Here is a 25,070-nt window from a genome sequence, read left to right as displayed (position 1 = left end):
GCCGAACTGCTCAGTAACTATCGCCCAGAATCCATTCTGGATTCTGGCTCCTGAATTCTGAATTCGTCTTCAGTAAAATCTCGTAAAATTTACGTGTCAAATAACACCAAGCCTTTAATTTTAGGCGTGTCGGGCGCATCTGGTCTGATTTACGCTGTTCGCGCGATCAAATTTTTGCTAGAAGCGGAGTATAGTATTGAATTGGTTGCCTCTAAATCAACTTACATGGTTTGGCAGTCAGAACAGGAAATTCGGATGCCATCAGAACCAACTCAACAAGAACAATTCTGGCGAGAGCAAGCTGGAGTTGGACTTGAGGGGAAACTGCGCTGCCATCCTTGGAGTGATATTGGAGCCGGGATTGCCAGTGGTTCCTTTGCCACTCTGGGAATGATGATCATTCCATGCAGCATGAGTACAGTGGCAAAGCTAGCGGTTGGCTTGAGTTCCGATTTACTAGAACGGGCGGCGGATGTCCAACTCAAAGAAGGGCGAAAGCTGGTGATTGTTCCTCGTGAAACACCTTTTAGCCTCATCCACCTGCGTAACTTAACCTCTTTAGCAGAAGTTGGAGTGAGAATTGTCCCCGCTATTCCCGCCTGGTATCACAATCCCCAAACCATCGAGGATTTAGTTGATTTTGTCGTTGCCCGCGCTTTAGATCAACTAGATATTGACTGCATCCCAATTCAGAGGTGGCAAGGTCGTCGCTAATTTTAGATTTTAAATTTTGGATTAAAGAATTGAAGATTCAAAACTGTTCAACTAAGCGCTCACGCCGTTCGCGTAGCGTTCCGCAGGAAAGCCTAAAATTAAAAAGGGTTGCAGAGCAAGGGAATTTATACTCGCTCCGCTAGAAGCAAGCTACGTGAAACAAATCTAGAATCCGTCTCAATACGGTTCACAATCTAAAATTAAATGATAGAGCTAGTAACTTTATTAATGGGGTCAATCTAAAATCTAAAATCTAAAATCTAAAATTGCTATGGCTGTAATTCGCTTAATTCTATTGGTGGCGGTACTGGGAGGACTAACGCTGTTGTTAGTCCAAAATTGGTCTCCTGCCCTATCGCTAGTCTTTTTGGGCGTGCGAACTCAACCATTACCACTAGCGATATGGATTTTGTTCAGTACTGCTACTGGTGCTTTCACATCTATATTGATTGCTACCTTGTTTAACTTATCCAATTATTTTGTGGGAGGACAACGGCGAACTCCTGACCGCTCAACTGCAACTTCGCCTCGTGCGAAGACAACCCGCAGAGAAGAACCTACATCTCGCCCTGCCAGTCCTCCACCACCAGCTAGTAAAAAAGAAGCGCCTAGTAGTGATGTATTTGATGATTGGGAGACAAATGGCAGTAAAGATGATGATTGGAACTTTGATGAAAAGTCAGAGTCAGCGCCTAACCCTAATCCTCAAGCTGAACCTGCTAGAGATTCTAAAACTTACGACCGTCAATCAGAAGCCAAAAGCAGTTCTCAATCTGGTTCAGTTTATTCCTACAGCTACCGTGAGCCAAAAAATACGGCCGCGGGAAAAACTGAATCAGTTTACGATGCTGATTATCGGGTAATCATCCCCCCTTATCAACCACCGGCTACCAATCAAGCGGATGATGATGATTGGGAATTTTTTGATGATGATGATGATTTTGATGATGATGGTAAACGCCCCCGTCGGTGAGATGTAGCAGGCTACATCTCTACTTGATGCCACACCGCTCTCTAGACTCCTGCTTGACCTTACCAGTCATGCCAGCTTCCTGCAAAGTCATGAAAGCATTAAAATCTTCCAAGTCATAGCGGGTAGTCAACAGTTGTCGTAGTTGATTTTCAGCTTCTACTGTCAAATAGCCAGTTGCTAAGGCTTTTTGTACAACGTCACGAATTCGAGTCATAGTTGACGCCTCGTTCATCCTACTATTTATTAATTCAGGCTTATTGGGGTGAAATATGCAGTAGTCTTTGTGCCAAAACTTCAAATTTGCAAGGGTTTTGTGAGCGATCGCAATAAATAAGTCATCATTTATACCTTTATCAGAAACATTTAATTGAGCAGGGCTTGTGATAACTGAACTTTTAGAATAACGGTCATGTAATGTTAGGAACACAGGATTATGTATACTTAAAATGACACACTAAAGTGAAAACCCGGATTATTTAGATAGACTGAAATTGTTTGGATAAAGTTTCAAACAAGCTATGTTAATTTTTTCGTTAAGTCTAAGGATATTCAAGCAGCAATTACCAAGTTACTACATTCCTTAGAAATTCATCGTTTATTATTTTAGGTAATTTCACAGAAGAATCGTTAATCTTTTGATTAAGTTACTTTAAATACATTAATAACAGTAATAACGACAGTTAATTCAACTCAAATAGAAGATGAATTTGTAGAAACTAAAAATAGTTGGGAGTTATAAAAGTTATAGGAAATCATCATGGGTGAAAATTACCCGACTCTCAGACATTGCAAAATAAAGCTGTTCTCCATCTGATATACCTATCAGTCGTTTTTCCGGTGTAGTCGTCACATCAATACCACGACGACGTAAGCCTTCTGCTATAGCATTACTGACATTCTCATCTAGGTGGAATCGAATTTTTTGTGTCATTTCGATTCTTTAGTTTTTCTTGCAGAATCGAAGGAGTTTCAGCCTGTACTTCTCTGATAAAGGCTTCTCCTTCTGCAATTTGAAGACTCATCTCATCTTGATGATCGTGGTAATAAGCTAGAGCAGCATAGACATCAGCTAAAGTGATACTGGGATAATGATAAATAATTTCGTCAGGGGAAAGCCCCATCCGTTCGTGCCAAATAACAATATCTTGCACTGTAATTCGGTGTCCAGCAATGCGCGGTTTACCCCCACACACACCCAGAGTAATTTCAATGTGTTCTGAGATTACTGGTATCTTAGACATTTTATCCAAGAATACTCCTATAAGAAGAAAATTATATTATAAGTTATCGGTTTATTAGCGATCGCCAATCAAATAATTTTATCTGGTTGCGCGATCGGTGCAAAACTCCGTATTTTTAAATCCTAGATTAAGTCGTTGAGTTTATAATTAGAAACTGTGACTCAGAACTCAGAATTGGAGCGAAGCAACTGGTGAGCAGTTTATTACAAGGAGTCAACCTGTACTTAATTGGCATTATGGGCGTTGGTAAGACGACAGTAGGGCGCTTACTGGCAAAGGAATTGGCTTATGGATTTGTGGATACCGATAATGTCATTGCCCAAGCAACAGGTAAATCTATCAATCAGTTATTTGCACAAGTTGGTGAAGCCGAGTTTCGTCAGTTAGAAAGCGACGTGCTTTCACAAGTTTGTGCTTTTACAAAGTTGACTATCGCAACTGGTGGGGGCATTGTAATGCGGCGAGAAAATTGGGGTTACTTGCACCACGGTTTGATAGTGTGGCTAGATGCGCCAGTGGAGATAATTTACAGCCGTTTAGCTGAGGATACCACAAGACCACTGTTGCAAGATGTTGATCCTCAAGGTAAATTGCGATCGCTCCTCGAACAACGAACACCACTTTACTCTCAAGCCGATTTGCACATCATCGAGCGAGAGGGAGATACACCTGAAGACGTTACCCAGCGAGTACTTGAGGCAATTCCTAGCGTTCTCAAAACACAAGTTTCTCATTAATCGGGAATATTGATCGCAATGTTGATCACAATCAGACGGTGGTGCAAATGGGACAAGTGTTACTCAAAAACCAAATTATCAAGCTAATTGTTTTTGATGATAAAAGTGAGGCTATCGTGCAATGGATACCCGATTAAAATACCAAGATATTATTAAGAGCGTACTCCAAAATCATGCCGATTATCGAACTGCGCTACCCGATGATTACACCTCTCACGTTTTATTTGATGATCAGCGCGGACAATACTTAGTTTTAGATATAGGTTGGAGTGGCGATAAATATCTCCATACCACACCCATTCATTTAAGTTTAATTGGTGAAAAAATTTGGATTCAATGCGATGATACTGAAGAAGGTGTAGCAACTGATTTGCTCCAAGCAGGAGTTCCTAAAGAAGATATAGTTCTTGGTTTTCGTCATCCTAAAGTACGCCAATATACAGATTTTGCTGTAATACCAGGCGATGACTTCCAGTCGGTCGCAGACCATCGCACTACTGGAAAATATGATTGCTCCTAATGATCTGCAAATATTACAGATGCGTAGACGCAAAGCGCGGAGACTCCGAAACTCCGGGCTTGTCGTCAGACATCACTGTTATATTTCATTCCCTAGCTTCAGTCGAATGATTTCAATTTTAGAGGTTTGAAGGAGCGATCGCTTGCTTGTTGTGTCGGGTAATCTGGGAATAGTGATTTATTTAGTATCAGTTATTCCGAACACTACCATTAGGCATAATAGTTGTACAGAATATTGCTCCTTCCAGATTTGCACCATCTAAAATCGCGCCTTCCAAATTGGCATTAGTTAGATTAGCATTACTGAGATTTGCATAACTTAGGTCAATATACTTTAAAATTGAATTACTTAAGTTTGTGTTAGATAAATTAACTCTACTTAAATTAATTTTTGTGAAAAAGATATTAGATAGATTTGCGCCTGAATCAAGATATATAGCTTTTGATAAATCAGTACCATTAGGAAAAATAGTTTCCGAATTATAAAATGCTCCCACCAAATTGGTATTAGTCATGATGCTATAGCTAAGATCAGCATTACTTAAATTAGCAGGTATTACACCTAGTACCGCAGTACGGTTATCAAAATTCTTTGGAAATAGCTCAGAGTTTTGGTTAAACCTCCAACAAACTTGGGAAGTTTATCACGTACTAAAGGAAGAAGAAGAGGAACTAAAAACTATATTGCAATTTAGAACTACGTGATAAATTGCATTTCCACCCACCACACAATAACTCCAAATCTCACTATTTATCAGTGATTACTAAAAGAGAGAAACCAGTTTTCTATCGGTGATATATTGAAAATAGTGGTGTAGTTTTTGAAAGAAACTGCGATATCTCTTGACTCGCCGCAGCGCGTCTGGGCATCCAAACAAAATAATTTGTGAGTGATACCTATATAAAAAGCTTATTTTTGCTCTTGGCAGCTATAAGACATTGTTGCAGGTTACAAAGTCTTCTACACTGACTTAAATAGGTTTTAACTCTTAACGGCGGCTCCTCATGACGGTCAACGATTCTGAATACATCAGGCAAGATGAAGCCACTCGTGTGCGTGTACTAAGCGAAGCACTACCTTATATTCAACAATTCGCCGGTCGCACTGTTGTTGTCAAATATGGTGGCGCAGCGATGAAAGATAGCACACTTAAAGACAAAGTTATCCGCGATATTGTATTTTTATCCTGCGTGGGCTTGCGTCCAATTGTAGTACACGGCGGTGGCCCAGAAATTAACAGTTGGTTAGATAAGCTGGGCATCGAACCACAATTTAAAAATGGTCTGCGAGTCACTGATGCCGCCACAATGGATGTGGTGGAAATGGTTTTAGTCGGTCGAGTCAATAAAGAAATTGTCTCCCTGATTAACCAAGCTGGAGGCTTGGCTGTAGGACTTTGCGGTAAAGACGGTAATCTATTTACAGCCCGTCCCCAAGGTCAAGAAGGCATCGGTTTTGTGGGGGAAGTCAGCAATGTGAATATCAAGATTTTGGACACCCTTGCTAGCAATGGCTATATTCCGGTCGTGTCCAGCGTCGCCGCAGACGAAACGGGACAAGCTTATAATATTAACGCCGATACTGTAGCTGGAGAAATCGCTGCTGCACTAGGAGCAGAAAAGTTAATTTTACTGACTGACACCAGTGGAATTTTAAGAAATTACAAAGACCAGTCTACTTTGATTCCAAAAGTAGATATCCGCGAAGCCCGCGAGTTGATTGCTGGTGGTATAGTTAGCGGTGGGATGATTCCCAAAGTAAGTTGTTGTGTGCGATCGCTTGCTCAAGGAGTCCGTGCAGCACACATCATTGATGGTCGCATTCCTCACGCCCTATTACTAGAAATCTTTACTGATGTTGGGATTGGGACAATGATTCTCGGTTCGCAGTTCACCTCATAAGAGTGCTGAGTAAAAAGTTCTCCACTTCCTTACCGGAGATAGGTAATGAAAACACGCGTAGGTGCAAAGCAGCTTGTCGTCAGACATCGCCCACCGCTAAATCGTGTATTTATCCACTTTCAGATTGCTAGTTTTTGAAAAAATTCCAAAAACATTGCTGGCATTGGCAAAATAAAAACAGTGCTGATTTTTTATATAAGACGTGAGTGCAGAAAGTTTAGAAATTGCTAAAACCCGCTACCAGACGGGGAAACTTGCCTTTGAAAATGGGCAATACCGTGAAGCCGTAGAAAATTTAGAAAAGGCCAGCGCCCTGCTAGCTCGTAATTCTCGCCTTGGAGGTGAAGTAGAAATTGATCTGGTGACAGCTTATGAAGCAGCTGGACGCACGGATGATGCGATCGCTCTTTGCGAAAGACTCAAACGCCATCCCCATTTAGAAACCAGCAAACAAGCCCGACAGATGCTTTACATCTTAAAAGCACCAAAGCTGAAAAGACCCAGCGAATGGATGACCGAAATTCCTGATTTGGGCGCACTACCCGATAATGAACTCAAAATTTCTGTAGCTGCTAAGTCTACAAAATCTTCTGTCCAGAAGAAGCCTAAACCTACCGAGCCAGAATTTGTTGACCTCAGTCAGGTCAATACCAGAGATAATCGCTTTATCTGGGTGGCGTTAATTGCCATTGGTTTAACCATCTCGTACTTGCTTTGGTTGAATTTTTCAGGAACCCCCGGCTGATATCAATTTTGGACTTCGGCTTCGCTCAGTCGAACGATTTTAGATTATAGGACTTACGCAAAATATCTCTCAAACTCTGATTTCTCTGTGCCCTCTGTGCCTCTGCGGTTCGTTATTCCGTAACTTGTGCGTAAGTCCTAGATTAAAATTCTTTACCAAAACGGTGTTCTAGGAATCTCAAACAATAGTAATAAGTCAAGATTGGTTAGAAAGTTTGACTTTTGGGGAGATTTATGGTTTCAACTTCTTCAATTTTCGGAAAGATTTTCTTGTGGTTAATCAGACCATTTAGTTTTGTGTTGGCAAAAATCAAATTTCTCTCACCACTGAATGGTCGAAATCGAATAAACCGCGTTTTTCCCATCCGAAATCCGATTTTGTGGATAGTGCTGTTAACATCCCTGCTACTGTCTGGCTGTGTGAAGTACGATGTGGGGGTTAATTTTGATAATTCAAATAGTGGTGAACTAATACAGCATATTAAGTTGGGAGAACGGCTAACCAGTTTTAGTGGTGATTCTGTGTACGAATGGTTGAATACCATAGAACGTCGTGCCCGTCAAATTGATGGTAAAACGCGACGAGTTTCCCAAGAAGAAATCATCGTCACAATTCCTTTTAGCAGTGGTAGGGAATTGCAAGAGAAGTTCAACGGATTTTTTAACTCCCGTGCGAATCAATCCTCTGAGACTGTGCAGAGCGAATCTGATTCAGAACTGCCGAAAATTGAATCAAACGTCCTTTTGGAGCAGAACAATTTTTTACTTTTAGTCCGAAATCGGTTGATTTATGATTTGGATTTGCGATCGCTATCTCTAATTGCCAGCAAAGGTAACGTTCTGGCGAATGCTGGTTCAATTCTCGACTTGGAATTTAGCTTGAAAACTCCTTGGGGAGCGAAAAACATTCAACAAACTGAAACTGCAATAGAGCCAGAAAAAAATGGCAATCAACTAGTGTGGAAACTCCAGCCTGGTGAGCTAAACCACATAGAAGCTGTTTTCTGGCTTCCTAGTCCCCTTGGTATTGGTGGGTTGTTAATTATTCTGTTTGTCTGGGGAGGATTGTACTTGAGATACAATTTCATGCCAGATCCCAGAATTCAGTTTCCTGCCAAAGCAGCAGCAATTCAGCAACAGTAGACTATTCATCTGTTGAATATTGTTAGCAAAGCCGATGTATTCTCCATCGGCTTTTTTACACTTTCCCCAGCTTTTTGTAAAAAGTACAGAAGCACTGCGGAATGCGGGAGCGATCGCGCCATACCCCAGAATACCGGGGGTTAACTGTAAATGGTGAATTAACCTTCTAGCGATCGCGAGAACGTAAAATAAAATGGCTCTCCCAGACTTGGTTTGATAAATTAATACTAAAAAACACCTAAAACACTTGATCTAACTAGATTTTGCTAAAATAGAATCATATATTTAATAAAAATATGCTTTCTGATTCTTGAATCCCCTACTATGTAAGGACTTAACCTGATATCAAGTATTAATTTTCTATAACTAGTCTAGGAGAGCCAATAAAATTTATTGCAGATTTAAGAAATAAGTTAAATACAATACAATACTTCATGCGCCGAGACTCAATCTTTTACAAACTCTTTCAACAATACCCAACTTTACTATTTGAACTATTGACAAATCCACCAGCAAATGCAGGTGAATATAGATTTGATTCGGTAGCTGTCAAGGAACCTAAGTTTGAAATCGATGGTGTATTTTTACCACCCGAAAGCGAAAATCCTGGGGTTGTATATTTCTGCGAGATCCAATTTCAGAAGGACGAAAGGCTGTATGAAAGGGTGTTTGCCGAATCTTCGTTATATTTCTACCGCAACCGTGTCAGATTTAGCGATTGGCAAGCAGTGATAATTTATCCATCCCGTAGTCTTGAACAAAGTGATATTCATCCTCATCGGGGATTGCTCAACAGTGGACAAGTGCATCGAGTTTTTCTAGATGAATTAGGGGATATTCGCTCTTTACCGATATGGGTAGCGTTGATGGTGTTGACTACGATAGATGATGAACTTGCACCACGAGAAGCCAGATATTTGCTTGAACGAAGCTCTATTGAACAGCCCGAAGTTGTAAGTCGCGCAATAATAGAGTTAGCAATCACGATAATGGTGTACAAGTTTGAACAATTCAGCCGAACAGAGGTAGAAAAGATGTTAGGTATTACACTTCAACAAACACGAGTTTACCAAGAAATTAAAGAAGAAGGACTGCAAGAGGGACTGCAACAAGGAGAACAAAGAGGACGAGAGAAAGGAGAGCGATCGCTCGTTCTGCGTCTACTACAAAGAAGGGTGGGAGAATTACCTCAAGATTTACGCGATCGCATTGAAACTCTCGGACTAGAACAATTAGAAAATCTCGGCGAAGCACTGTTAGATTTTACCAGTTTAGCTGATTTAGATACTTGGTTTAATCAACTGTGATCCAAAGTGCGATCGCCTAAATTATCTACAAAGTGAGCGAGATCACAACTCCCACGAAATCGTGCCTTGCACCGTGAACGGCTCACCAGGATAAACACGCAAAAGGCTGCTAGCAGACTCAAAATAATCCACATCAAACAGATTTCTGAAATTCACCTGTGCGCGGAGCTGTCCTTGTTTATAGAAAATGGCAGCATCAGTACGTAAATAACTCGGCAACTGAAAGTCATTCTCTAAATCTCCCTGGCGATCGCCCACATAGAATAATCCCAAACCAAAGCCGAGTCCTTTGAGACTACCAGATTGAATTTCATACTTCGTCCACAAATTGAAACTATTTTTTGGGACATTGTTGAGGAGATTACCTGGTGTGTAAGTATTGTCTTTGGTGATTGTGGCATCCGTGTAAGCATAACCTGCAATCACATTCAAACCGGGTAAGATTTCACCCCCAATGTTGAATTCGATACCACGGCTGCGCTGCTCACCTGTTTGAATCGAAAAATCTTGATTATTTGGGTCTTGAGTCAAGACATTGGAGCGAGTCAGATTATAGAAAGCAAGTGTTGTAGAAATTCTCTCATTCAAATCTGCCTTAACCCCGACTTCATACTGTGTAGCACGTTCTGGTTCAAAGGTACTGCCATCAAAGCTAGTTCCAATCGATGGGGTAAAGGAGCGACTGTAGCTGGCATAGAGTGAAATTGGCGGTAGGGGTTGGTAGACAATACCGAAACGAGGACTAAACGCATCTCCTGACTGGCTGCTTTCGGTGTTTGCTAGCAAATCTCCATCCGTCTCTTTAAAGGCATCAAACCGTACACCCAAGAGTAACTTCAGATTCTCACTCAGCGCGATCTGATCTTGGATATAAATACCCAATGCATCTGTTAGAGAGGACTGTTTTTGAGGAATGAAATTTCCATCAAGGGATTGGTCATACACCGGGTTAAACAGGTCAATGGGTGCTGCATTAAAATTAGTAAGAAATGAAGATTTATAAGAAAATCTACTCAGGTCAAATCCAAACAACAACTGATGCTTGATGGAGCCAGTTGAGAATTTGCCAATGATGTCCGTTGCCATATTGTAAGCCTGGTCATCAAACTGTCCTTCACCATATAGTCGATTTAGTGTTCGGTCATCAGGGTCGAGACTAGTACTTCTAAAAATGCTGATATCAAAATGATAAAATGTTGCCCGAAAAGCGTTTTTTAATGACCAGTTGTCACTAAATTTGTGTTCTAAGCTATATCCAATTCTACCAGTATCTTGCTGAGAAAGATTATCATTTCTGTCAGATCCACTAGTATTCAGGTTGCGTGGTATTTTCCCATTTGGGTTCGGTAGTACAGTGCCGACGGCTGGTAGGTACAATCGATTGGTATCTGCACTGATATACTCTCCTTCCAGAGTTAGCTTTGTGCGCTCACCAATTGCAAAACTCAAAACTGGCGCAATGAGTAGATTTTTATCATGAGAAAAATCGAAAAGACTGCCTGCATCTTTATAAGACAGATTCAGTCGATACAGCGCTGTTTTGTCATCGTTTAAAGGCCCTGACAGATCCACAGCACCCCGATAATAGCTGTAACTTCCAACCGTTGCTTCAACCGCATAGTAAGGAGTGGCGAGGGGCTGTTTGGTAATCACATTGATTGTGCCACCGGGACTACCATTACCAAACAGAGCTGAAGCCGGACCCTTGAGGACTTCGACTCGCTCTATATCGGAGAGTTCCAGTGAGCGATCGCCCAGAGGATCTAGCAGACCATTCCTGATCGTAGCCCCACTACTATCAAAGCCCCGAATGGTAAATGAACTTGTTTCGGTATTGCCAGGTGATCCACCTGATGAAATCACACCGGGAACATTTCTTAAAGCATCGTTCAAGCGGGTGACTTGTTGGTCGCGGATTACCTGTTGCGGTACAACTTGAATTGATTGCGGGATGTCGCGCAAGGGTGTATCGGTTTTGGTCGCAGTGGTCGCATCTGGTACACTGTATCCATCTTGTTCTCCTGTCACCACCAACTCAATTGGCTGATTATCCGGCGCTGATGGTTGCTTCGGCTGAGTTGGGTTTGTTGGCTGCTCTACTTGAGGTGTTGGTTGTGTTCTGGGTGGCTGCTGTGCAATAGATGCAGCAGTTGTCAACCCGAAAATCAAACCTTCATCACTGTCAAATAACTCGACTGTTGGTGAGCTTGCCTCACCGATCACCGTCACCCGGATCGTGTTATCATCAAAATTTGTTACTGTTATTTCAGTAACTCCCGCAAGTGGTTTTTCCGAACGGAATGTAAACCCATCACCATTGGGTAAACGCAGTTGAGCATTGGGAATATCAGCAATAAAACTATTACCAGCACTGCGATTAGTAATTTGTAATTGTTCCCCTTTGGTAGTTTGTAGAATTACCTCCACACCTTTGGCGGTAGGATTTGCCTTCACTGCCGTCACTTGCACAACACCCACCTGTTTCTCACCTTGGGCTACGGTTTTACCCCACCCTAACCCTCCCCTTGTAAAGGGGAGGGAACTGGATTTTCCGGTCTCCCCCCAATAAACGGGGGGATTAAGGGGGGTAATTCGACTTGTGACACCGTAGCTTGTAAAGAGGAGGGAACTGGATTTACCCCACCCTAACCCTCCCCTTGTAAAGAGGAGGGAACTGGATTTTCCGGCCTCCCCCCAATAAACGGGGCGATTAAGGGGAGTAATTCGACTTGTGTAAGGGGTCTCATTCTGTTTCACTTCTGCCCGTACAGATTGTGCCATCAACAATGGCAGAAAACTCATCACCAAACACAGCCAAATATTAGACGACAACTCTTGAATCCTCACAATAATTCCCCACACTCCAGTAACCAAAACCCTCTTTGTTGAGAAGATTTCTGAATAAACTCAAAATTGAGATTAGAGGAATTAGATGAGTCGCGTCTACCCCAATACAGAACTAATCATCGCCAAACAGACTTTTCTCCCAACCGACACTGACTGGGAGAGATACCAAACTTACGTTTAAAAGCAACACTAAAGTGGGTGGGATTGGAGTAACCAGTCATAATTGCCACATCTAGCACTGTGCGATTTCCTTCTCTGAGCCAGCGTTTTGCTCGCTCCATGCGTTTGTCTGTCAAGTAACCAAATACGGTAGTATCAAAGAGTCGCTGAAAACCACGTTGCAGGGTGCGATCGCTTACTCCTACCTGTTGTGCTAATTCTAATAATGTTGGTGGATTTTCTAGACGGGAGAGTAAAATTTCTCTTGCTTGATATATCCGCTCCACAGTTCCGGCTCTAAATCGCGGTTGTGGTTGCGGTTCACCTTGGTCAGCTAAGAAGGGGGCAAGTTGCAATGCCATCAACTCTAGCACCTTCGCCTGTAAATACAAACGCTTCGTCATCCCGTGGTAAGGACAGTTGACTATTTGCTGTGCGACTGTCTGTATTGCTGTTGTAGTTTTTGGGTAGAGCAACGTCTGCCACTCGTTACCCTTTGCCAAAAAACGTAGTTGCGGTGGAATTTCTCCGTCCCCTGTAGGAAAAAAGGTTGCCAACAACTCAGGAGGCATACTGAAGCCAATACCCACGTGCGCTTGAGAATCCAAAAAATTCATATTTCGTTGAATGCCGCCACCGGAAATGGCTGTGTATCCTTCTCCTATTTGCGCTCCAAATTCATCTATAATTTTTCCTGAAAGACGAACAACAAATTGCAAAGGGTGAACGCATTCACAGCCTGGTTCCAGTACATCATCGTAGTATTCGTAGTTACCAATCCCCAGCCACACTTGGGGATAGACTTCTATGCTTCGCGTATATCCTTTGCCCAGTTGCTTGGGTACTTGACAATAGGATTCAAATGGCTCTGACAAGTTTTGCTGGCTATTCTGTCTAGCTTCTGCCCAAAGCTCACTTTCCTGTTCCGGCGTTAGGGTAATTGTCATAACTGGCAATTGGTAGATGCTTATAAATTAATGATATTTATTATCAATAACTTTACCACGATTTATTCCTAACTATTGTTTGTTCGGAAGACAAAAAAAGAATATGGGACTGAGAAGATAGCAGAAGGGGTTAATATTGCAGGAAAAAAATTCTGTGTCATTGAAGACGTTATTAAGCTAATCGGCATTGAAGTTGCATAATCAGGGCGCTGATGTTGCCCACCCCACAAGATATTGAGAAAATTTTAATATGCTTTCTTAGATGTGTTTTAGCTTACAACAGGTGGTCAAGTTGTAAAAAGTACAGAAGCGCTGCGGAATGCGGGAGCGATCGCAGACTTCATAATTTGCGTCATCTGGCGCAGAAGTAAACAAGACAACAGCCTCGAAAAAGCTGGTATTCAAAAACTTCCTCTGTTTGACATGGAAGAACTTTCGGCATGGATTGAATTATCTTGAAGCCCACAGTTACAATATTTTTGAACAACGACCCTAAAAATACTTAGCTAATCAGGAGATATTTGGTGGTAAACATCCTACATATTGATTCCAGCCCCCGTGCTGATCGATCGCACTCCAGAGAACTATCTAAGGAATTCGCCAGTGGTTGGAGGGCAGCACATCCCGAAGATGCGATCGCCTATCGAGATTTAGGGCATCACCCAGTTCCTCACGTTGATGAACCTTGGATTGCGGGTGCATTTTCACCACCAGAAACCCATACCCCAGAATTAACTCAGGCACTTAGAATTTCTGACGAACTGATTGATGAGTTTTTGGCAGCCGATCGCTACGTCTTTGGAGTGCCAATGTATAACTTTAATATACCTTCCACTTTCAAGGCTTACATAGACCAAATCGTTCGCCCTAACCGGACTTTTGCTATAGATGCTCAAGGCGGTTATAGAGGTTTAGTTGAGGGTAAAAAGGCAGTTGTCATCACAGCTCGCGGCGGTGACTATAGGGCGGCATCTCCTGCTGCTGCTTATGACTTCCAAGAACCATACCTGCGGACGATTTTCGGTTTTATTGGGCTTACAGACATTCAATTTATTAACGCTAATAGTATGAATGAAGGTGATGCAGCCCGTACCCAATCTATATTAGAAGCACGGGCAGCAATTCAAGATGCGATCGCGCAGTGGTAAGGGGCAGGGGGAGATGAGGGAGCAGGGGGAGATGAGGGAGCAGGGGAAGTAAATTCTTCCTCATCCCCCTCATCCCTTCAAGGCGACAACCGCTCAATTTTCCAATTGCCATTATCTAAACGGCTATAGAGCAAGCGATCGTGCAGACGGCTAGGGCGTCCTTGCCAAAATTCAATTTTTGTGGGGATCACTCGTAAGCCTCCCCAATGAGGCGGTCGAGGAATCTCCAGATTTTCATATTTGCTGTGGAACTCCTGCAAGCGTCGTTCCAGAACTTCTCGGCTTTCTATCACCTCGCTTTGATTAGATATCCACGCACCCAGGCGACTTTTGGTAGGGCGACTTTCAAAATACTGGTCAGACTCGGTTTGGGAAACTTTCTCCACATACCCATAAATTCTGACTTGACGCTCCAGTTCTGCCCACCAGAAGACTAAAGCCGCCTGGGGATTTTCTGCCAGTTCTTGTCCTTTGTGACTGTTGTAGTTGGTGAATAAAACAAAGCCCCGTTCATTAAAATCCTTGAGTAACAACATTCTGGCTGAGGGCTTACCGTCTGGTGTGGCGGTAGCAACGGTCATGGCATTGGGTTCGGGAAGTTGCGCTGCTAGTGCTTGCTCGAACCATTTTTTAAATTGGATAAAAGGATTGAGGTCAACTTCAAGCTCGCTCAAACTTTCTAAGGTGTAGTCTTTGCGAAGGTCGGCTACGGTTTTGTCCATTGTGATTTTGTTCCTTGTTATCAGATAAGCTTATACATGTCTTTGTTAAAAATATCTATGATGATAATCAGCGCCATCAAGAATTTTACCGAAGAAGAATTCAGAATACATCCGCCTGAACACTTACGATAAAAATGACGCTGAGATACTGAAATATAACGACTCTGGAAATTTTATATCGTAACTAATTACCCGGACATGATATGACTTCAGGCATGGGGTATTCTGAATACTGAATACTGAATTCTGAATTCTGACTCCTTCTCATAAATTCTCTGAATGAATATCTAAAATAGGTTGCATAAGATGCGCCGTTCGGCCTCCCTTCAACGCCTGTTAATTTATGGTCTAAGCGGTCCAATTATCGCTCTCAATGTCTGGTTGCTGTCTGTGCTTTTTCGCTATTTCCAGCATCCCATTACCGTCTTGAGCATTGCGGCGATTCTGGCTTTTCTCCTAAATTACCCAGTTAAGTTCTTTGAACGTGCCCGGATCACCCACACTCAGGCGGTGATCATAGTTTTACTTGCAACATTAACCCTGTTTGGGATTCTGGGCGTCACCCTAGTGCCGTTGATCATTGACCAAACAATCCAATTGTTAAATAAGATCCCTGATTGGTTAACCGCCAGTCAAGCAAACCTAGAGCAGTTTGAGACGCTGGCAAAACAACGACGTTTGCCAATTGATCTGACGGTTGTGAGCAGTCAAATCAATGCCAACATTCAGAATATGGTGCAACAGCTAGCTTCTGGTGCAGTGGGATTTGCTGGAACACTACTCTCAGGATTACTTGACGTAGTGTTAGTCATCGTGCTTGCATTTTATATGCTTTTATATGGCGATCGCGTCTGGTATGGTCTAATCAATCTTTTGCCCTCTAATATTGGAGATCCTCTCGGCAGATCCTTGCGCCTAAATTTCCAAAACTTCTTCCTCAGTCAGTTGTTGCTAGGACTGTTCATGGTGCTAACCCTGACGCCAATTTTCTTAGTGATCAAGGTGCCCTTTGCCTTGTTGTTTGCCATGTTAATTGGGATTTCAGAACTCATTCCCTTTATCGGGGCGTCTCTAGGCATTGGTCTGGTGACGATTTTAGTCCTGTTGCAAAATTGGTGGTTAGCAGTTCAAGTTGCGATCGCGGCAATTCTCATGCAGCAGCTTAAAGATAACCTGTTAGCGCCCAGGTTACTCGGCAACTTTATTGGACTGAATCCCATCTGGATTTTTGTGGCTATTTTGATGGGATTTGAGATTGCTGGGTTGTTGGGAACGCTTGTTGCTGTTCCCATTGCTGGTACTATTAAAGGCACTTTCGATGCGATCAAGAGCGGCAAGCCGACTGACTTTGTATCAACTGTCACTGTTGCCCATGATCCCCCCCCCGATTAAAATAATTCGTAATTCGTAATTCGTAATTCGTAATTATGTTTTGTGACGGGGATTTAGCTTAGGCTTCAATTCGCGCTGCCTGTCAAGAGGGGGGAATTAAACAAAACACATACTTTGTTAAGGAGTGGGGGATGTGGGGGATGAGGGGGATGAGGGGGATGAGGGGGACAAGGAAGAATTATTGAACAAGTTTCTTCCTTAATGCCCAATGCCCCATGCCCAATGCCCAATGCCCTGTTTGCCCAATGCCCAAGTCAAAAGTTGCACAATCCGATCTGACAATTCACAATGGTGATTGATTACAAATTTCAGAGGATACTGCTAGTAGGCGATTCCTGATCAACTTATATCTTGCACTAGGCGACTGGAAGTCGCGCGCCAGGTGCAACAAGAGTGGCTCGCCGGACGCCAGTCGCCTCAAGTCGGGAAACCCGCCCACGGCGCTGGCTCCCCAACGCACTGGCTTGGCTACACAGGCAAAACCCACCGACCTGGGTTAAAAACCCTTGATTTCCTCTTAGTCCACGGAGGTGGACTTTGTTTGTATAGCCGCGATTTCTAATCGCTAGGGCTACGTGCAAGATGTGAGTCAAGCAAATGTATAAAGTACACGCTTTGCCAATAGTCAATGAGTTTAGTGTTGAATTTACGGTCTTTTGATTCTGATTAATTAACTTAAAACCCGTTGATGGAAGCTTCCGAGCTATTAGAAACAATCACACTCTTAATTTATCAAGCCCAGCAAGGGGAAATTGATCCTTGGGATGTCCAAGTGATTGAGGTGATTGACCGTTACTTAGAACTGATGGCACCGGAGGCAATCGGAAGAGGCTATGAAGCGGACTTGTCTCAATCTGGACAGGCATTTTTGTCAGCATCAATGCTGGTATTATTCAAGGCTAATACGTTGATGCAATTGTCAACAGTAGGAAATCTACATGATGGTGTAGTAGATGATGCTCTATTAGAAGGTGAAGACGGTGTATCACATCAGGGTCATCGTCTACCATTAGAACGGCAATTGCGTCGTCGTCCATCGGCAATGCCGCCACCAAAGCGCCGGGTGACTCTGCAAGAGTTAATCGAGCAATTGCAGATTATGGCGAACCAACTGAAACTGGTAGAAAAAGTCAGCAAACCTATCCGTCCCAGACGTCAGCCTAGCGTCCAAAGTATGCGGGAGGCGCTGGAGTTAGCTCACCAGGAAAATCTGACTGAAGTCGCCAGGGAACTAGAGCAGGTGTTGAATTTGTCAGCAACAGAGCTAAGTTTAGAACAAAATTGGCTGAATTTAGAACAACTTGTAGAATTGTGGACTCAGACAAAGCTTCCCAACCAAAATGCGTCTGGACATGAGTCTAAACACAGTAATCTAGTTAGCGTTTTCTGGGCGCTACTACTACTCTCGGCTCAATCGAAAGTAGAGCTATTTCAGGAGGAGTTTTACCATGAGATTAAAATTCGCTTACTTAGAGATTCAGCGAATACCTGTGAACCTCTTGAACACCCAATGAACTAAGGAAGCCAAAAGTAGCTAGCCCTACAGATAATTTACAGATTTTTGATTCAGCCCCAAAATCCGAGTAAATTGAAATGATAAGCGATCGCTTATCATCTAAGTATAGTTATGGTTGCAATAACCACTAAATTCCTGTTATCCCTGTTTTGAGAGATAACTTAGAGCAGAAATAAAAACTGATGATTAGCTTATCACTTGATAAAAGTAAACTGGCTTGTGGTTGAGGAATAAATTTTTATGAAAGCGATGATTCTCGCGGCTGGTAAAGGTACTCGCGTGCGCCCGATTACCTATACAATTCCCAAACCGATGATTCCCATCCTGCAAAAGCCAGTGATGGAGTTCTTGCTGGAACTGTTACGCAAACATGGATTTGACCAAATTATGGTCAACGTTAGTCATTTGGCTGAGGAAATAGAAAACTATTTTCGTGATGGTCAACGGTTTGGCGTGCAGATTGCCTATTCCTTTGAAGGGAAAATTGATGACGACGGTAAACTAGAAGGGGAAGCGATCGGTTCAGCTGGAGGAATGCGCCGCATCCAAGACTTCTCACCGTTTTTTGATGATACCTTTGTAGTTTTGTGCGGTGATGCTTTGATTGACTTGGATTTAACTGCGGCAGTTAAATGGCATAGAGCTAAAGGTGCGATCGCTACTATTATTACGAAATCTGTCCCCAAGGAAGAAGTTTCTAGCTACGGTGTAGTTGTGACTGACGAAGACGGTCGCATCAAAGCTTTTCAAGAAAAACCTTCAATTGAAGAAGCCCTCAGCACCAACATCAACACAGGTATTTACATCTTTGAGCCAGAGGTTTTTAATTATATTCCGTCTGGTATCGAATATGACATTGGTAGCCAATTATTTCCCAAATTGGTAGAAATCAAAGCTCCTTTCTACGCCATCCCTATGGACTTTGAATGGGTAGATATTGGTAAAGTCCCAGACTATTGGCGGGCGATTCGCGGTGTACTGCTGGGTGAAATCAAAAATGTGCAAATCCCCGGTCATGAAGTCGCCCCTGGCATCTACACTGGCTTAAATGTCGCTGTAAATTGGGACAAAGTGGATATTACAGGCCCAGTTTACATTGGTGGTATGACGAGAATCGAAGACGGAGCTAAAATTGTCGGTCCAGCGATGATTGGCCCCAATTGTTGGATATGTAGTGGCGCAACAGTGGAGAACAGCGTAATTTTTGAATGGTCGCGCCTGGGTCCGGGAGTCCGGTTAGTCGATAAGCTAGTATTTGGACGTTATTGCGTGGATAAAACTGGGGCTGCGATCGATGTTCAAGCTGCTGCTTTAGACTGGCTGATTACCGATGCGCGTCAGACAGTACCATCACATACCCCTGTTGAGCGACAAGCGATAGAGGAATTGTTGGGAACAAACACAATTTAAAGTTAGGAGTAGAGACGCGATTAATCGCGTCTCTACTGGAGTTAGGAGTTATTATTTTGTGTTTCACTCTTCACTTCTAACTCTTAACTTTAAGGATTTCCAACAAATAAATTATCCAATCTTGTAGGGTGGGCATCTTGCCCGCCCGTAGCCAAAAGCGGGCAAGACGCTCACCCTACAAGAAGTAGTTCAGTATTTTTTTATTTGGAAGTCACTTATTCCTAACTCTTCACTCCTAACTCCTAACTATTCTTCACTCCTAACTCCTAACTATTTAAGTAGGTATATCTTCTGAGACTCTGCTCATAGGTTTGTAACAGTCGCTGAGATTCCGCTAGGGTGATGCGCTTTTCTTCTAATGCTTTCTCGCAACGCTGGCGAATGTTTTCCACCATATCTTCGGAGTCATACTGCACGTAGCTCACCACTTCGCTCATGGTGTCACCTTTGACAACGTGTTCAATTTGGTAGCCTTTGGGTGTCAATTGGATGTGAACGGCGTTGGTGTCGCCAAATAGGTTGTGCAAATTGCCCATGATTTCTTGGTAAGCTCCATTCAAGAACATCCCCAAATAATAGGGTTCTCCAGGCTTGTAGGTGTGCAACTCTAAAACCGACTTGACATCGCGTAGGTCAATAAAGCGGTCGATTTTACCATCACTGTCGCAGGTGAGGTCTGCTAAAATTCCTCGCCGCGTTGGTTCTTCATCCAAGCGATGTATCGGCATGATCGGGAATAGCTGATCGATCGCCCAGCAATCTGGTGCTGATTGAAACACTGACATATTCACGTAGTAGATGGAAGCCATAATTTTTTCTAGGTCTTCCAGTTCATCGGGTACGTATTCTTGCTGTCTAGTGATGTTAAGAATTTTCTGACAACAAGCCCAGTAGAGACGTTCGGCCTTGGCTCGTTCTCTGAGGCGTAAAATTCCTAAGTTGAAGCGGCTGATGGCTTCTTCTTTGAATTGGGCAGCGTCGTGATACAACTCTTGGTAATTCTCTTGGTTGATAGATTGGTAGCTTTCCCAAAGATAATTAATAATTGGGGATTCTCCCTCTTGTGGAGGTTCTGGCGCGTCGAGGGGAACATCGCTAGTACTGAGAACATCAAAAATCAGTAGCGACTGATGAGAAGCGAGCGCTCGTCCACTTTCGCTAATCAGTGTTGGTACGGTAATTTGCCGTTCAGCACAGGTATCTTTTAACTCTGCCACGATGTCGTTGGCATAGTTCTGCATATTGTAATTTTTCGATGCATAGAAGTTGGTTTGGGAGCCGTCGTAATCTACGCCCAAGCCACCACCAACATCAAGGTATTTCATATCCGCCCCCAGCATCGACAATTCCACATAAATGCGGCTGGCTTCTTGGATGGCATCTTTAATTACATTAATGGCAGAGATTTGGGAGCCGATGTGGAAGTGCATCAACTGCAAAGAATCGAGCAGGTTAGCTTCGCGTAACTTGTCAACAGCCTCGATGATCTCAGGCATTGTCAAACCAAATTTAGCGCGATCGCCACTAGAGGCTCCCCAACGTCCCATGCCTTGGGTACTGAGTTTAGCGCGAACACCTAATATCGGCTTAATACCTAACTGGCGATTGGCATCAATCACCAAATCAACCTCTTCAATCTGTTCTATGACGATGATTGGTGTTTGCCCTAGTCTTTGGGCTAACATTGCCGTTTCGATATATTCTCGGTCTTTGTAGCCGTTGCAAACTAACAATGCTCCGGGTGTATCCAACACAGCCAGAGCAATCATTAATTCTGGCTTGGAACCGGCTTCTAAACCAAATTGATGGGGCTTGCCAAATTTCACTAAATCCTCAATCAAATGCCGCTCTTGGTTGCACTTGACGGGAAACACACCACGGTAGACACCAGGGTAGTTGTAGCGGGCGATCGCTTTATTAAAACAAGCATTCAACCGCTCAATCCGATCTTCCAAAATATCGGAAAAGCGAATTAACATGGGAAGTCCCAAGTTGCGATCTTTCATGGCGTTGACCAATTCAAACAAGTCAAGAGATCCCCCGCGATCGCCCTTGGGTGCAACGGTGACGTGACCAGCAGCGCTAATGGAAAAATAAGGTTGTCCCCAACCTTCAATCCGGTATAGCGCTTCGCTATCCTCAATTTTCCAGGAGCGAGGTAAATCTCCTGTGGTAGGACTAGGTGGTAACAGTTTTTTGTGCTTATGATGTTTCACTTCAGATTTCTGTCCATTGGACGGTAGTACCACCTCGTCAGATGTAGCAGTTGATTCAACACCCATTTACTTCCTAACCTCTGTTTTTCACCCACAAATTAACAATTTAGCGCATTCATCTGGGAACGTATATGCACCTAAAGATAATTTCTGAGATAAACTCTGATTGGTCATTGGTCATTGGTCATTGGTCATTAGTCATTGGTCATTAGTACAAAACCCTTGGACTCTTGACAGAGGACGAAGAACAAATGACAAATAACAAAGAGAGTAGTCTGAGATAAGACTTCCTTAGATCAGAACTTTGGGGACAATTGACTAAATAAAAAATTCATTAAGTTTTTGGAGATCGCTTTGGAACGCACATTCTTAGCAATTAAGCCTGATGGAGTACAGCGTGGATTGGTGGGGGAAATTATCCGTCGCTTTGAAACTAAAGGTTTTACCCTAGTTGGTTTAAAGTTCCTGAAAGTCAGTCGGGAATTGGCCGAACAACACTATGGTGTTCACCGAGAACGTCCCTTTTTTGGTGGTCTAGTGGAATTTATCACTTCTAGCCCAGTGGTGGCGATGGTATGGGAAGGTGATGGCGTTATTGCATCTGCCAGAAAGATTATTGGTGCGACGAACCCCTTAACAGCAGAGCCGGGAACGATTCGCGGTGATTTTGGCCTGAATATTGGTCGCAACTTGATCCACGGTTCTGATGCTCAAGAAACCGCGCAACAGGAAATAGCCCTATGGTTTAAGGATGAAGAATTGGTTAATTGGCAACCACACTTAACGCCTTGGTTGCACGAGTAAAACATTAGGGAGTTGGGAGTGGGGAGTGGGGAATGGGGGGAGTAAATAAACAATTATTATTCTCCCTCATCTCCCTCATCTCCCTTATCCCCCTCATCTCCCTTATCTCACTTCGAGACTTCGCTCTTTTCTGGTTCTACTTGGGGTAATTGGGTGCCAATACGCTTGGAAAATCCCCAGCCTAAAATTAGGAAGATGGCAGGAATCATGATCCATTCTGGTGGAACTAAATCATCGTTGACCACTTTTAACAACAAGCGCAAGCCCACCAAGGCTACAGTTACATAGCCTGCATCTTCTAGGTTTTCAAATTCGTCTAGCCAACGGATAAACAATCCCGCCATGAATCGCAGCGTAATAATACCAACTGTTGCACCCGTCAGCACCAACCATTTTTCTTGAGAAACTGCGATCGCAGTTGTCACGCTATCCAAAGAAAATGCCAAATCTGTAAATGCAATCACGGGTATCGCTTGCAACAACGAACTAAAACGCGGCTCGTGATGGCCATCGTCTTCACTTTCTTGAGAGGTAAAGTGTTGGAATACCAACCACAGCAGGTAAGCAGCGCCCAATAATTCAAATTGCCAGAATTGTTGCACCCAGGTGGCGGTAAGAATTAGGGTGATTCGCAGCACGTATGCAACGACTAAACCAAAGTTGAGGGCCTTACGCTCAAGTTCTTTGTCTTCTAGCCCTTGAGCGATCGCAGCCAGGGCGATCGCATTGTCGGCAGATAACACCGCCTCTAAAAATATCAGGATCAGCAGAACTATCGGGGCTTCAACGCTGAAATGAAAGTTGAGGTAATCAAAAATTTGGTCTAGCATTCCGGGTTTCTCAAGCAGAAAAAATTAAAATTTGACAAGAACAGAGATTTTCATGTTAAGAAGCGCAATAAATTGCTACTCTAATTCAGCTTAACGTGGTTGTGGTGCATTTTGAAGGGGGTTGAATGTGTGCGATCGCCGTACCATTGGGATATTTTTGGTACTATTCCATACACTAAAAGTATAATATTTAGCTTGATGCGATCGCAATGGACTGCTGTCAGTTCGCATCTAGAATTAGAATATAGGACTAGTATTTGATTTTTGAAATGCACGTAGTGGACCCTCTAGGCTAAGATACTGCATTAGACGTAGACGTAGGTTGGGTGGAGCGGAGCGCAACCCAACTGATTATCAGGATGTTGGGTTACGCAAAGCCTCCAACGCCACTTGCTACAACGCGGGGAACCCGCGCAACGCAGTGGCTCCCCAACAAAGCAATTTTTTTGATATTTTATCGCCCAATTGCAGAGGGGATTGAAGTTGTGCGGGTAGTGAGTGGCTACCAAGATTTAGAGGCGCTATTTTCCGATTAAAATCACTGCTTTTTGGGTTTAGCATATTGCTAAACCCCTACGATAGATGAAGTTCAAGTAGGGTGCGTTGCGCTACACGACAACGCACCATATTGATCCTATTGCATTAAAATCTGACGGATTAAAATACTCATTACCTCCCCTGGGTTGGCGGTTGGTAGTAGCGGACTCCAATCGCCGATGCTGGCGTAGCCAATCACTTGCAGATAGTGAATTGTGCTAGTAACTGCTTTTGGAGAACCTATTAATAGATGTTTTATCGGTTCTCTTTTCGGTAATTGATTTTCAGAAGATTGATTAAGGATGGGTGTATTTAAGTTTTCGCCATCTAAGTACTGTTGTAATTCTGATTGGGCGAACTTCTGATTTTTTACAAACTTTTGTACTTGTGTCATCATTGTAATTGTCTCCCAGAATGGGGGTTTAGGGAAAGGCGATGTCTACGACGGGCTACGCCTACGCAGCTTCTTGGCAGAGGGCGATCGCCTTTCTTTTTTGTATATTAAAGTATAATTTTATACTTATAAACCCCTAAATCAAAAATAAATTAAAAGTCAAAAGTATTTATTTGTAGCTACAATTATTTTTCTGCTGTCGTTATTTGGCATCTAGAATTAGAATATGAGAACAAAAATATCGTCATAATTTATGAATATTTCTTTATGAATGACACACTTCTACAACGCATTACCCATAATCCAGATATCTGCCACGGCAAACCCTGTATTCGAGGACTTCGTTATCCAGTTGAGTTTATTTTGGAACTGCTCAGTTCTGGTATGAGTAGTGAAGAAATATTGAAAGATTATGACGATTTAGAATCTGAAGATATTTTGGCTGTCTTGTTATTTGCGGCTCGACTCAGCCAAGTGAAAAGCATTCATCGAATCGCCTCATGAAATTTATTGTCGATGCTCAGTTACCAGTTCGTCTTGCCCGTTTTCTCAAAACTTTAGGTTATGACACGATCCACACCAGAGACTTACCAAGGGAAAATGCTACGCCAGATAATGAGATTAATACCGTATCAATTCAACAAAATCGAATTTTAATTACTAAAGATGTGGATTTTGTCAACTCTTTTTTAACAGTTCAGCAACCTTATAAACTCCTTTTAATCACGACAGGGAATATCAATAACTCAGAATTGGAATCCCTATTTATAGCTAACTTCCAATCTGTAGTTGAATTGTTTAAGCAGCATTCGTATATTGAAATAAATCGAGACACCATTATTGTGCATCAGTAGTCTCTATAAAAATT

The 25,070-nt window shown here is 42.8% G+C and carries 28 protein-coding genes; 17 read left to right on the top strand and 11 right to left on the bottom strand.

The features are described from left to right. Nucleotides 1-93 precede the first annotated feature (93 nt). Both V7K27_RS04075 and V7K27_RS04070 read left to right on the top strand, forming a co-directional pair. Nucleotides 94-714 (top strand): flavin prenyltransferase UbiX, encoded by a 621-nt coding sequence (locus V7K27_RS04075; protein ID WP_334944562.1) that lies wholly within the window; start codon nucleotides 94-96, stop codon nucleotides 712-714. A 271-nt stretch (nucleotides 715-985) separates the two neighbouring features. Continuing rightward, on the top strand, nucleotides 986-1,687 hold the full coding sequence (locus V7K27_RS04070) for a LapA family protein (protein WP_334944560.1): 702 nt from the start codon (nucleotides 986-988) through the stop codon (nucleotides 1,685-1,687). 19 nt (nucleotides 1,688-1,706) lie between these two features. Here V7K27_RS04070 and V7K27_RS04065 read toward each other — a convergent pair whose 3' ends face one another. The 3 genes from V7K27_RS04065 to V7K27_RS04055 form a co-directional block, all read right to left on the bottom strand. Further along, entirely contained in the window at nucleotides 1,707-1,901 is a 195-nt protein-coding gene (locus tag V7K27_RS04065) for a hypothetical protein (protein ID WP_334944689.1), read from the bottom strand. Between the two features lie 528 nt (nucleotides 1,902-2,429). Continuing rightward, nucleotides 2,430-2,618: a DUF5615 family PIN-like protein gene (locus tag V7K27_RS04060; protein WP_334944558.1), complete on the bottom strand. Its 189-nt coding sequence runs from the start codon at nucleotides 2,616-2,618 to the stop codon at nucleotides 2,430-2,432. After that, nucleotides 2,587-2,928: a DUF433 domain-containing protein gene (locus tag V7K27_RS04055; RefSeq protein ID WP_334944557.1), complete on the bottom strand. Its 342-nt coding sequence runs from the start codon at nucleotides 2,926-2,928 to the stop codon at nucleotides 2,587-2,589. Before V7K27_RS04055 ends, V7K27_RS04060 begins: the two co-directional genes overlap by 32 nt. Nucleotides 2,929-3,119: 191 nt before the next feature. On the opposite strand from V7K27_RS04055, the gene V7K27_RS04050 reads away from it, so the two are divergent. Then, nucleotides 3,120-3,665, top strand: a complete 546-nt coding sequence (locus V7K27_RS04050; RefSeq protein ID WP_334944554.1) for a shikimate kinase — start codon at nucleotides 3,120-3,122, stop codon at nucleotides 3,663-3,665. Between the two features lie 121 nt (nucleotides 3,666-3,786). Then, on the top strand, nucleotides 3,787-4,185 hold the full coding sequence (locus tag V7K27_RS04045) for a XisI protein (RefSeq protein WP_334944552.1): 399 nt from the start codon (nucleotides 3,787-3,789) through the stop codon (nucleotides 4,183-4,185). Nucleotides 4,186-4,372: 187 nt separating this feature from the next. Here the strand turns inward: V7K27_RS04045 and V7K27_RS04040 are convergent, their stop codons facing one another. Further along, on the bottom strand, nucleotides 4,373-4,741 hold the full coding sequence (locus V7K27_RS04040; RefSeq protein ID WP_334944687.1) for a pentapeptide repeat-containing protein: 369 nt from the start codon (nucleotides 4,739-4,741) through the stop codon (nucleotides 4,373-4,375). A gap of 448 nt (nucleotides 4,742-5,189) precedes the next feature. Here V7K27_RS04040 and argB point away from each other — a divergent pair, with 448 nt between their 5' ends. The 4 genes from argB (at nucleotide 5,190) to V7K27_RS04020 (ending at nucleotide 9,280) form a co-directional block, all read left to right on the top strand. Next, nucleotides 5,190-6,086, top strand: coding sequence for an acetylglutamate kinase (gene argB / locus V7K27_RS04035; protein ID WP_334944550.1), 897 nt, complete (start codon nucleotides 5,190-5,192; stop codon nucleotides 6,084-6,086). 202 nt (nucleotides 6,087-6,288) lie between these two features. Then, nucleotides 6,289-6,831 carry a tetratricopeptide repeat protein gene (locus V7K27_RS04030; protein WP_334944548.1) on the top strand — a complete coding sequence of 181 codons (543 nt, stop codon included), beginning with the start codon at nucleotides 6,289-6,291 and terminating at the stop codon, nucleotides 6,829-6,831. A gap of 233 nt (nucleotides 6,832-7,064) precedes the next feature. Continuing rightward, nucleotides 7,065-7,973: a DUF3153 domain-containing protein gene (locus V7K27_RS04025; RefSeq protein WP_334944546.1), complete on the top strand. Its 909-nt coding sequence runs from the start codon at nucleotides 7,065-7,067 to the stop codon at nucleotides 7,971-7,973. A 434-nt stretch (nucleotides 7,974-8,407) separates the two neighbouring features. After that, nucleotides 8,408-9,280: an Rpn family recombination-promoting nuclease/putative transposase gene (locus V7K27_RS04020; protein WP_334944544.1), complete on the top strand. Its 873-nt coding sequence runs from the start codon at nucleotides 8,408-8,410 to the stop codon at nucleotides 9,278-9,280. A gap of 42 nt (nucleotides 9,281-9,322) precedes the next feature. Here V7K27_RS04020 and V7K27_RS04015 read toward each other — a convergent pair whose 3' ends face one another. Together V7K27_RS04015 and V7K27_RS04010 are read right to left on the bottom strand one after the other, a co-directional pair. Beyond that, nucleotides 9,323-11,758 carry a TonB-dependent siderophore receptor gene (locus V7K27_RS04015; protein WP_334944542.1) on the bottom strand — a complete coding sequence of 812 codons (2,436 nt, stop codon included), beginning with the start codon at nucleotides 11,756-11,758 and terminating at the stop codon, nucleotides 9,323-9,325. Between the two features lie 485 nt (nucleotides 11,759-12,243). Continuing rightward, a complete protein-coding gene (locus V7K27_RS04010) occupies nucleotides 12,244-13,233 on the bottom strand; it encodes an AraC family transcriptional regulator (protein WP_334944540.1) in 990 nt (329 codons plus the stop codon). A 524-nt stretch (nucleotides 13,234-13,757) separates the two neighbouring features. Here V7K27_RS04010 and V7K27_RS04005 point away from each other — a divergent pair. Continuing rightward, nucleotides 13,758-14,381: an FMN-dependent NADH-azoreductase gene (locus tag V7K27_RS04005; protein ID WP_334944538.1), complete on the top strand. Its 624-nt coding sequence runs from the start codon at nucleotides 13,758-13,760 to the stop codon at nucleotides 14,379-14,381. Between the two features lie 77 nt (nucleotides 14,382-14,458). Here the strand turns inward: V7K27_RS04005 and pdxH are convergent, their stop codons facing one another. Further along, a complete protein-coding gene (gene pdxH / locus V7K27_RS04000; protein WP_334944536.1) occupies nucleotides 14,459-15,103 on the bottom strand; it encodes a pyridoxamine 5'-phosphate oxidase in 645 nt (214 codons plus the stop codon). A gap of 306 nt (nucleotides 15,104-15,409) precedes the next feature. Between pdxH and V7K27_RS03995 the strand changes: the two genes are divergently transcribed. From V7K27_RS03995 to V7K27_RS03980, 4 genes are all read left to right on the top strand, one after another. Further along, entirely contained in the window at nucleotides 15,410-16,495 is a 1,086-nt protein-coding gene (locus V7K27_RS03995; RefSeq protein ID WP_334944534.1) for an AI-2E family transporter, read from the top strand. Between the two features lie 382 nt (nucleotides 16,496-16,877). Beyond that, nucleotides 16,878-17,057 carry a hypothetical protein gene (locus V7K27_RS03990; protein ID WP_334944532.1) on the top strand — a complete coding sequence of 60 codons (180 nt, stop codon included), beginning with the start codon at nucleotides 16,878-16,880 and terminating at the stop codon, nucleotides 17,055-17,057. Between the two features lie 126 nt (nucleotides 17,058-17,183). After that, a complete protein-coding gene (locus tag V7K27_RS03985) occupies nucleotides 17,184-18,014 on the top strand; it encodes a ScpA family protein (RefSeq protein ID WP_334944530.1) in 831 nt (276 codons plus the stop codon). 237 nt (nucleotides 18,015-18,251) lie between these two features. Next, nucleotides 18,252-19,421: an NDP-sugar synthase gene (locus tag V7K27_RS03980; RefSeq protein ID WP_334944523.1), complete on the top strand. Its 1,170-nt coding sequence runs from the start codon at nucleotides 18,252-18,254 to the stop codon at nucleotides 19,419-19,421. 266 nt (nucleotides 19,422-19,687) lie between these two features. On the opposite strand, the gene speA is transcribed toward V7K27_RS03980, so the two are convergent. Then, a complete protein-coding gene (gene speA / locus V7K27_RS03975; protein WP_334944521.1) occupies nucleotides 19,688-21,703 on the bottom strand; it encodes a biosynthetic arginine decarboxylase in 2,016 nt (671 codons plus the stop codon). Between the two features lie 288 nt (nucleotides 21,704-21,991). Between speA and ndk the strand changes: the two genes are divergently transcribed. Continuing rightward, a complete protein-coding gene (gene ndk / locus V7K27_RS03970) occupies nucleotides 21,992-22,441 on the top strand; it encodes a nucleoside-diphosphate kinase (RefSeq protein WP_334944519.1) in 450 nt (149 codons plus the stop codon). A 107-nt stretch (nucleotides 22,442-22,548) separates the two neighbouring features. Here the strand turns inward: ndk and V7K27_RS03965 are convergent, their stop codons facing one another. Both V7K27_RS03965 and V7K27_RS03960 read right to left on the bottom strand, forming a co-directional pair. Beyond that, nucleotides 22,549-23,271 (bottom strand): TerC family protein, encoded by a 723-nt coding sequence (locus V7K27_RS03965; RefSeq protein ID WP_334944517.1) that lies wholly within the window; start codon nucleotides 23,269-23,271, stop codon nucleotides 22,549-22,551. A gap of 90 nt (nucleotides 23,272-23,361) precedes the next feature. Beyond that, nucleotides 23,362-23,502 (bottom strand): hypothetical protein, encoded by a 141-nt coding sequence (locus V7K27_RS03960; RefSeq protein WP_334784991.1) that lies wholly within the window; start codon nucleotides 23,500-23,502, stop codon nucleotides 23,362-23,364. A gap of 95 nt (nucleotides 23,503-23,597) precedes the next feature. Between V7K27_RS03960 and V7K27_RS03955 the strand changes: the two genes are divergently transcribed. Continuing rightward, nucleotides 23,598-23,807: a hypothetical protein gene (locus V7K27_RS03955; protein WP_334944515.1), complete on the top strand. Its 210-nt coding sequence runs from the start codon at nucleotides 23,598-23,600 to the stop codon at nucleotides 23,805-23,807. A 98-nt stretch (nucleotides 23,808-23,905) separates the two neighbouring features. Here the strand turns inward: V7K27_RS03955 and V7K27_RS03950 are convergent, their stop codons facing one another. After that, nucleotides 23,906-24,205, bottom strand: coding sequence for a hypothetical protein (locus V7K27_RS03950; protein ID WP_229483827.1), 300 nt, complete (start codon nucleotides 24,203-24,205; stop codon nucleotides 23,906-23,908). A 264-nt stretch (nucleotides 24,206-24,469) separates the two neighbouring features. On the opposite strand from V7K27_RS03950, the gene V7K27_RS03945 reads away from it, so the two are divergent. After that, nucleotides 24,470-24,706 carry a DUF433 domain-containing protein gene (locus V7K27_RS03945; RefSeq protein WP_334944512.1) on the top strand — a complete coding sequence of 79 codons (237 nt, stop codon included), beginning with the start codon at nucleotides 24,470-24,472 and terminating at the stop codon, nucleotides 24,704-24,706. Further along, nucleotides 24,703-25,056 (top strand): DUF5615 family PIN-like protein, encoded by a 354-nt coding sequence (locus V7K27_RS03940; protein WP_334944511.1) that lies wholly within the window; start codon nucleotides 24,703-24,705, stop codon nucleotides 25,054-25,056. The genes V7K27_RS03945 and V7K27_RS03940 overlap by 4 nt, the downstream gene beginning before the upstream one ends. Nucleotides 25,057-25,070: the final 14 nt, after the last annotated feature.

Origin of the sequence: Nostoc sp. (genome assembly GCF_036919575.1) — a bacterium.
Taxonomy (GTDB): domain Bacteria; phylum Cyanobacteriota; class Cyanobacteriia; order Cyanobacteriales; family Nostocaceae; genus Nostoc.
The sequence above is the reverse complement of the archived record's forward strand: the minus strand, read 5'-3'. Positions and strand labels throughout refer to the sequence as shown.

Coding starts and splice junctions, on each gene's coding strand:
- V7K27_RS04070 (WP_334944560.1), top strand. CDS start 986: ATGGCTGTAATTCGCTTAATTCTATTGGTGGCGGTACTGGGAGGACTA.
- V7K27_RS04065 (WP_334944689.1), bottom strand. CDS start 1,901: ATGACTCGAATTCGTGACGTTGTACAAAAAGCCTTAGCAACTGGCTAT.
- V7K27_RS04060 (WP_334944558.1), bottom strand. CDS start 2,618: ATGACACAAAAAATTCGATTCCACCTAGATGAGAATGTCAGTAATGCT.
- V7K27_RS04055 (WP_334944557.1), bottom strand. CDS start 2,928: ATGTCTAAGATACCAGTAATCTCAGAACACATTGAAATTACTCTGGGT.
- V7K27_RS04045 (WP_334944552.1), top strand. CDS start 3,787: ATGGATACCCGATTAAAATACCAAGATATTATTAAGAGCGTACTCCAA.
- argB (WP_334944550.1), top strand. CDS start 5,190: ATGACGGTCAACGATTCTGAATACATCAGGCAAGATGAAGCCACTCGT.
- V7K27_RS04025 (WP_334944546.1), top strand. CDS start 7,065: ATGGTTTCAACTTCTTCAATTTTCGGAAAGATTTTCTTGTGGTTAATC.
- V7K27_RS04020 (WP_334944544.1), top strand. CDS start 8,408: ATGCGCCGAGACTCAATCTTTTACAAACTCTTTCAACAATACCCAACT.
- V7K27_RS04010 (WP_334944540.1), bottom strand. CDS start 13,233: ATGACAATTACCCTAACGCCGGAACAGGAAAGTGAGCTTTGGGCAGAA.
- pdxH (WP_334944536.1), bottom strand. CDS start 15,103: ATGGACAAAACCGTAGCCGACCTTCGCAAAGACTACACCTTAGAAAGT.
- V7K27_RS03995 (WP_334944534.1), top strand. CDS start 15,410: ATGCGCCGTTCGGCCTCCCTTCAACGCCTGTTAATTTATGGTCTAAGC.
- V7K27_RS03985 (WP_334944530.1), top strand. CDS start 17,184: ATGGAAGCTTCCGAGCTATTAGAAACAATCACACTCTTAATTTATCAA.
- V7K27_RS03980 (WP_334944523.1), top strand. CDS start 18,252: ATGAAAGCGATGATTCTCGCGGCTGGTAAAGGTACTCGCGTGCGCCCG.
- speA (WP_334944521.1), bottom strand. CDS start 21,703: ATGGGTGTTGAATCAACTGCTACATCTGACGAGGTGGTACTACCGTCC.
- V7K27_RS03965 (WP_334944517.1), bottom strand. CDS start 23,271: ATGCTAGACCAAATTTTTGATTACCTCAACTTTCATTTCAGCGTTGAA.
- V7K27_RS03960 (WP_334784991.1), bottom strand. CDS start 23,502: ATGCGAACTGACAGCAGTCCATTGCGATCGCATCAAGCTAAATATTAT.
- V7K27_RS03950 (WP_229483827.1), bottom strand. CDS start 24,205: ATGATGACACAAGTACAAAAGTTTGTAAAAAATCAGAAGTTCGCCCAA.
- V7K27_RS03945 (WP_334944512.1), top strand. CDS start 24,470: ATGAATGACACACTTCTACAACGCATTACCCATAATCCAGATATCTGC.
- V7K27_RS03940 (WP_334944511.1), top strand. CDS start 24,703: ATGAAATTTATTGTCGATGCTCAGTTACCAGTTCGTCTTGCCCGTTTT.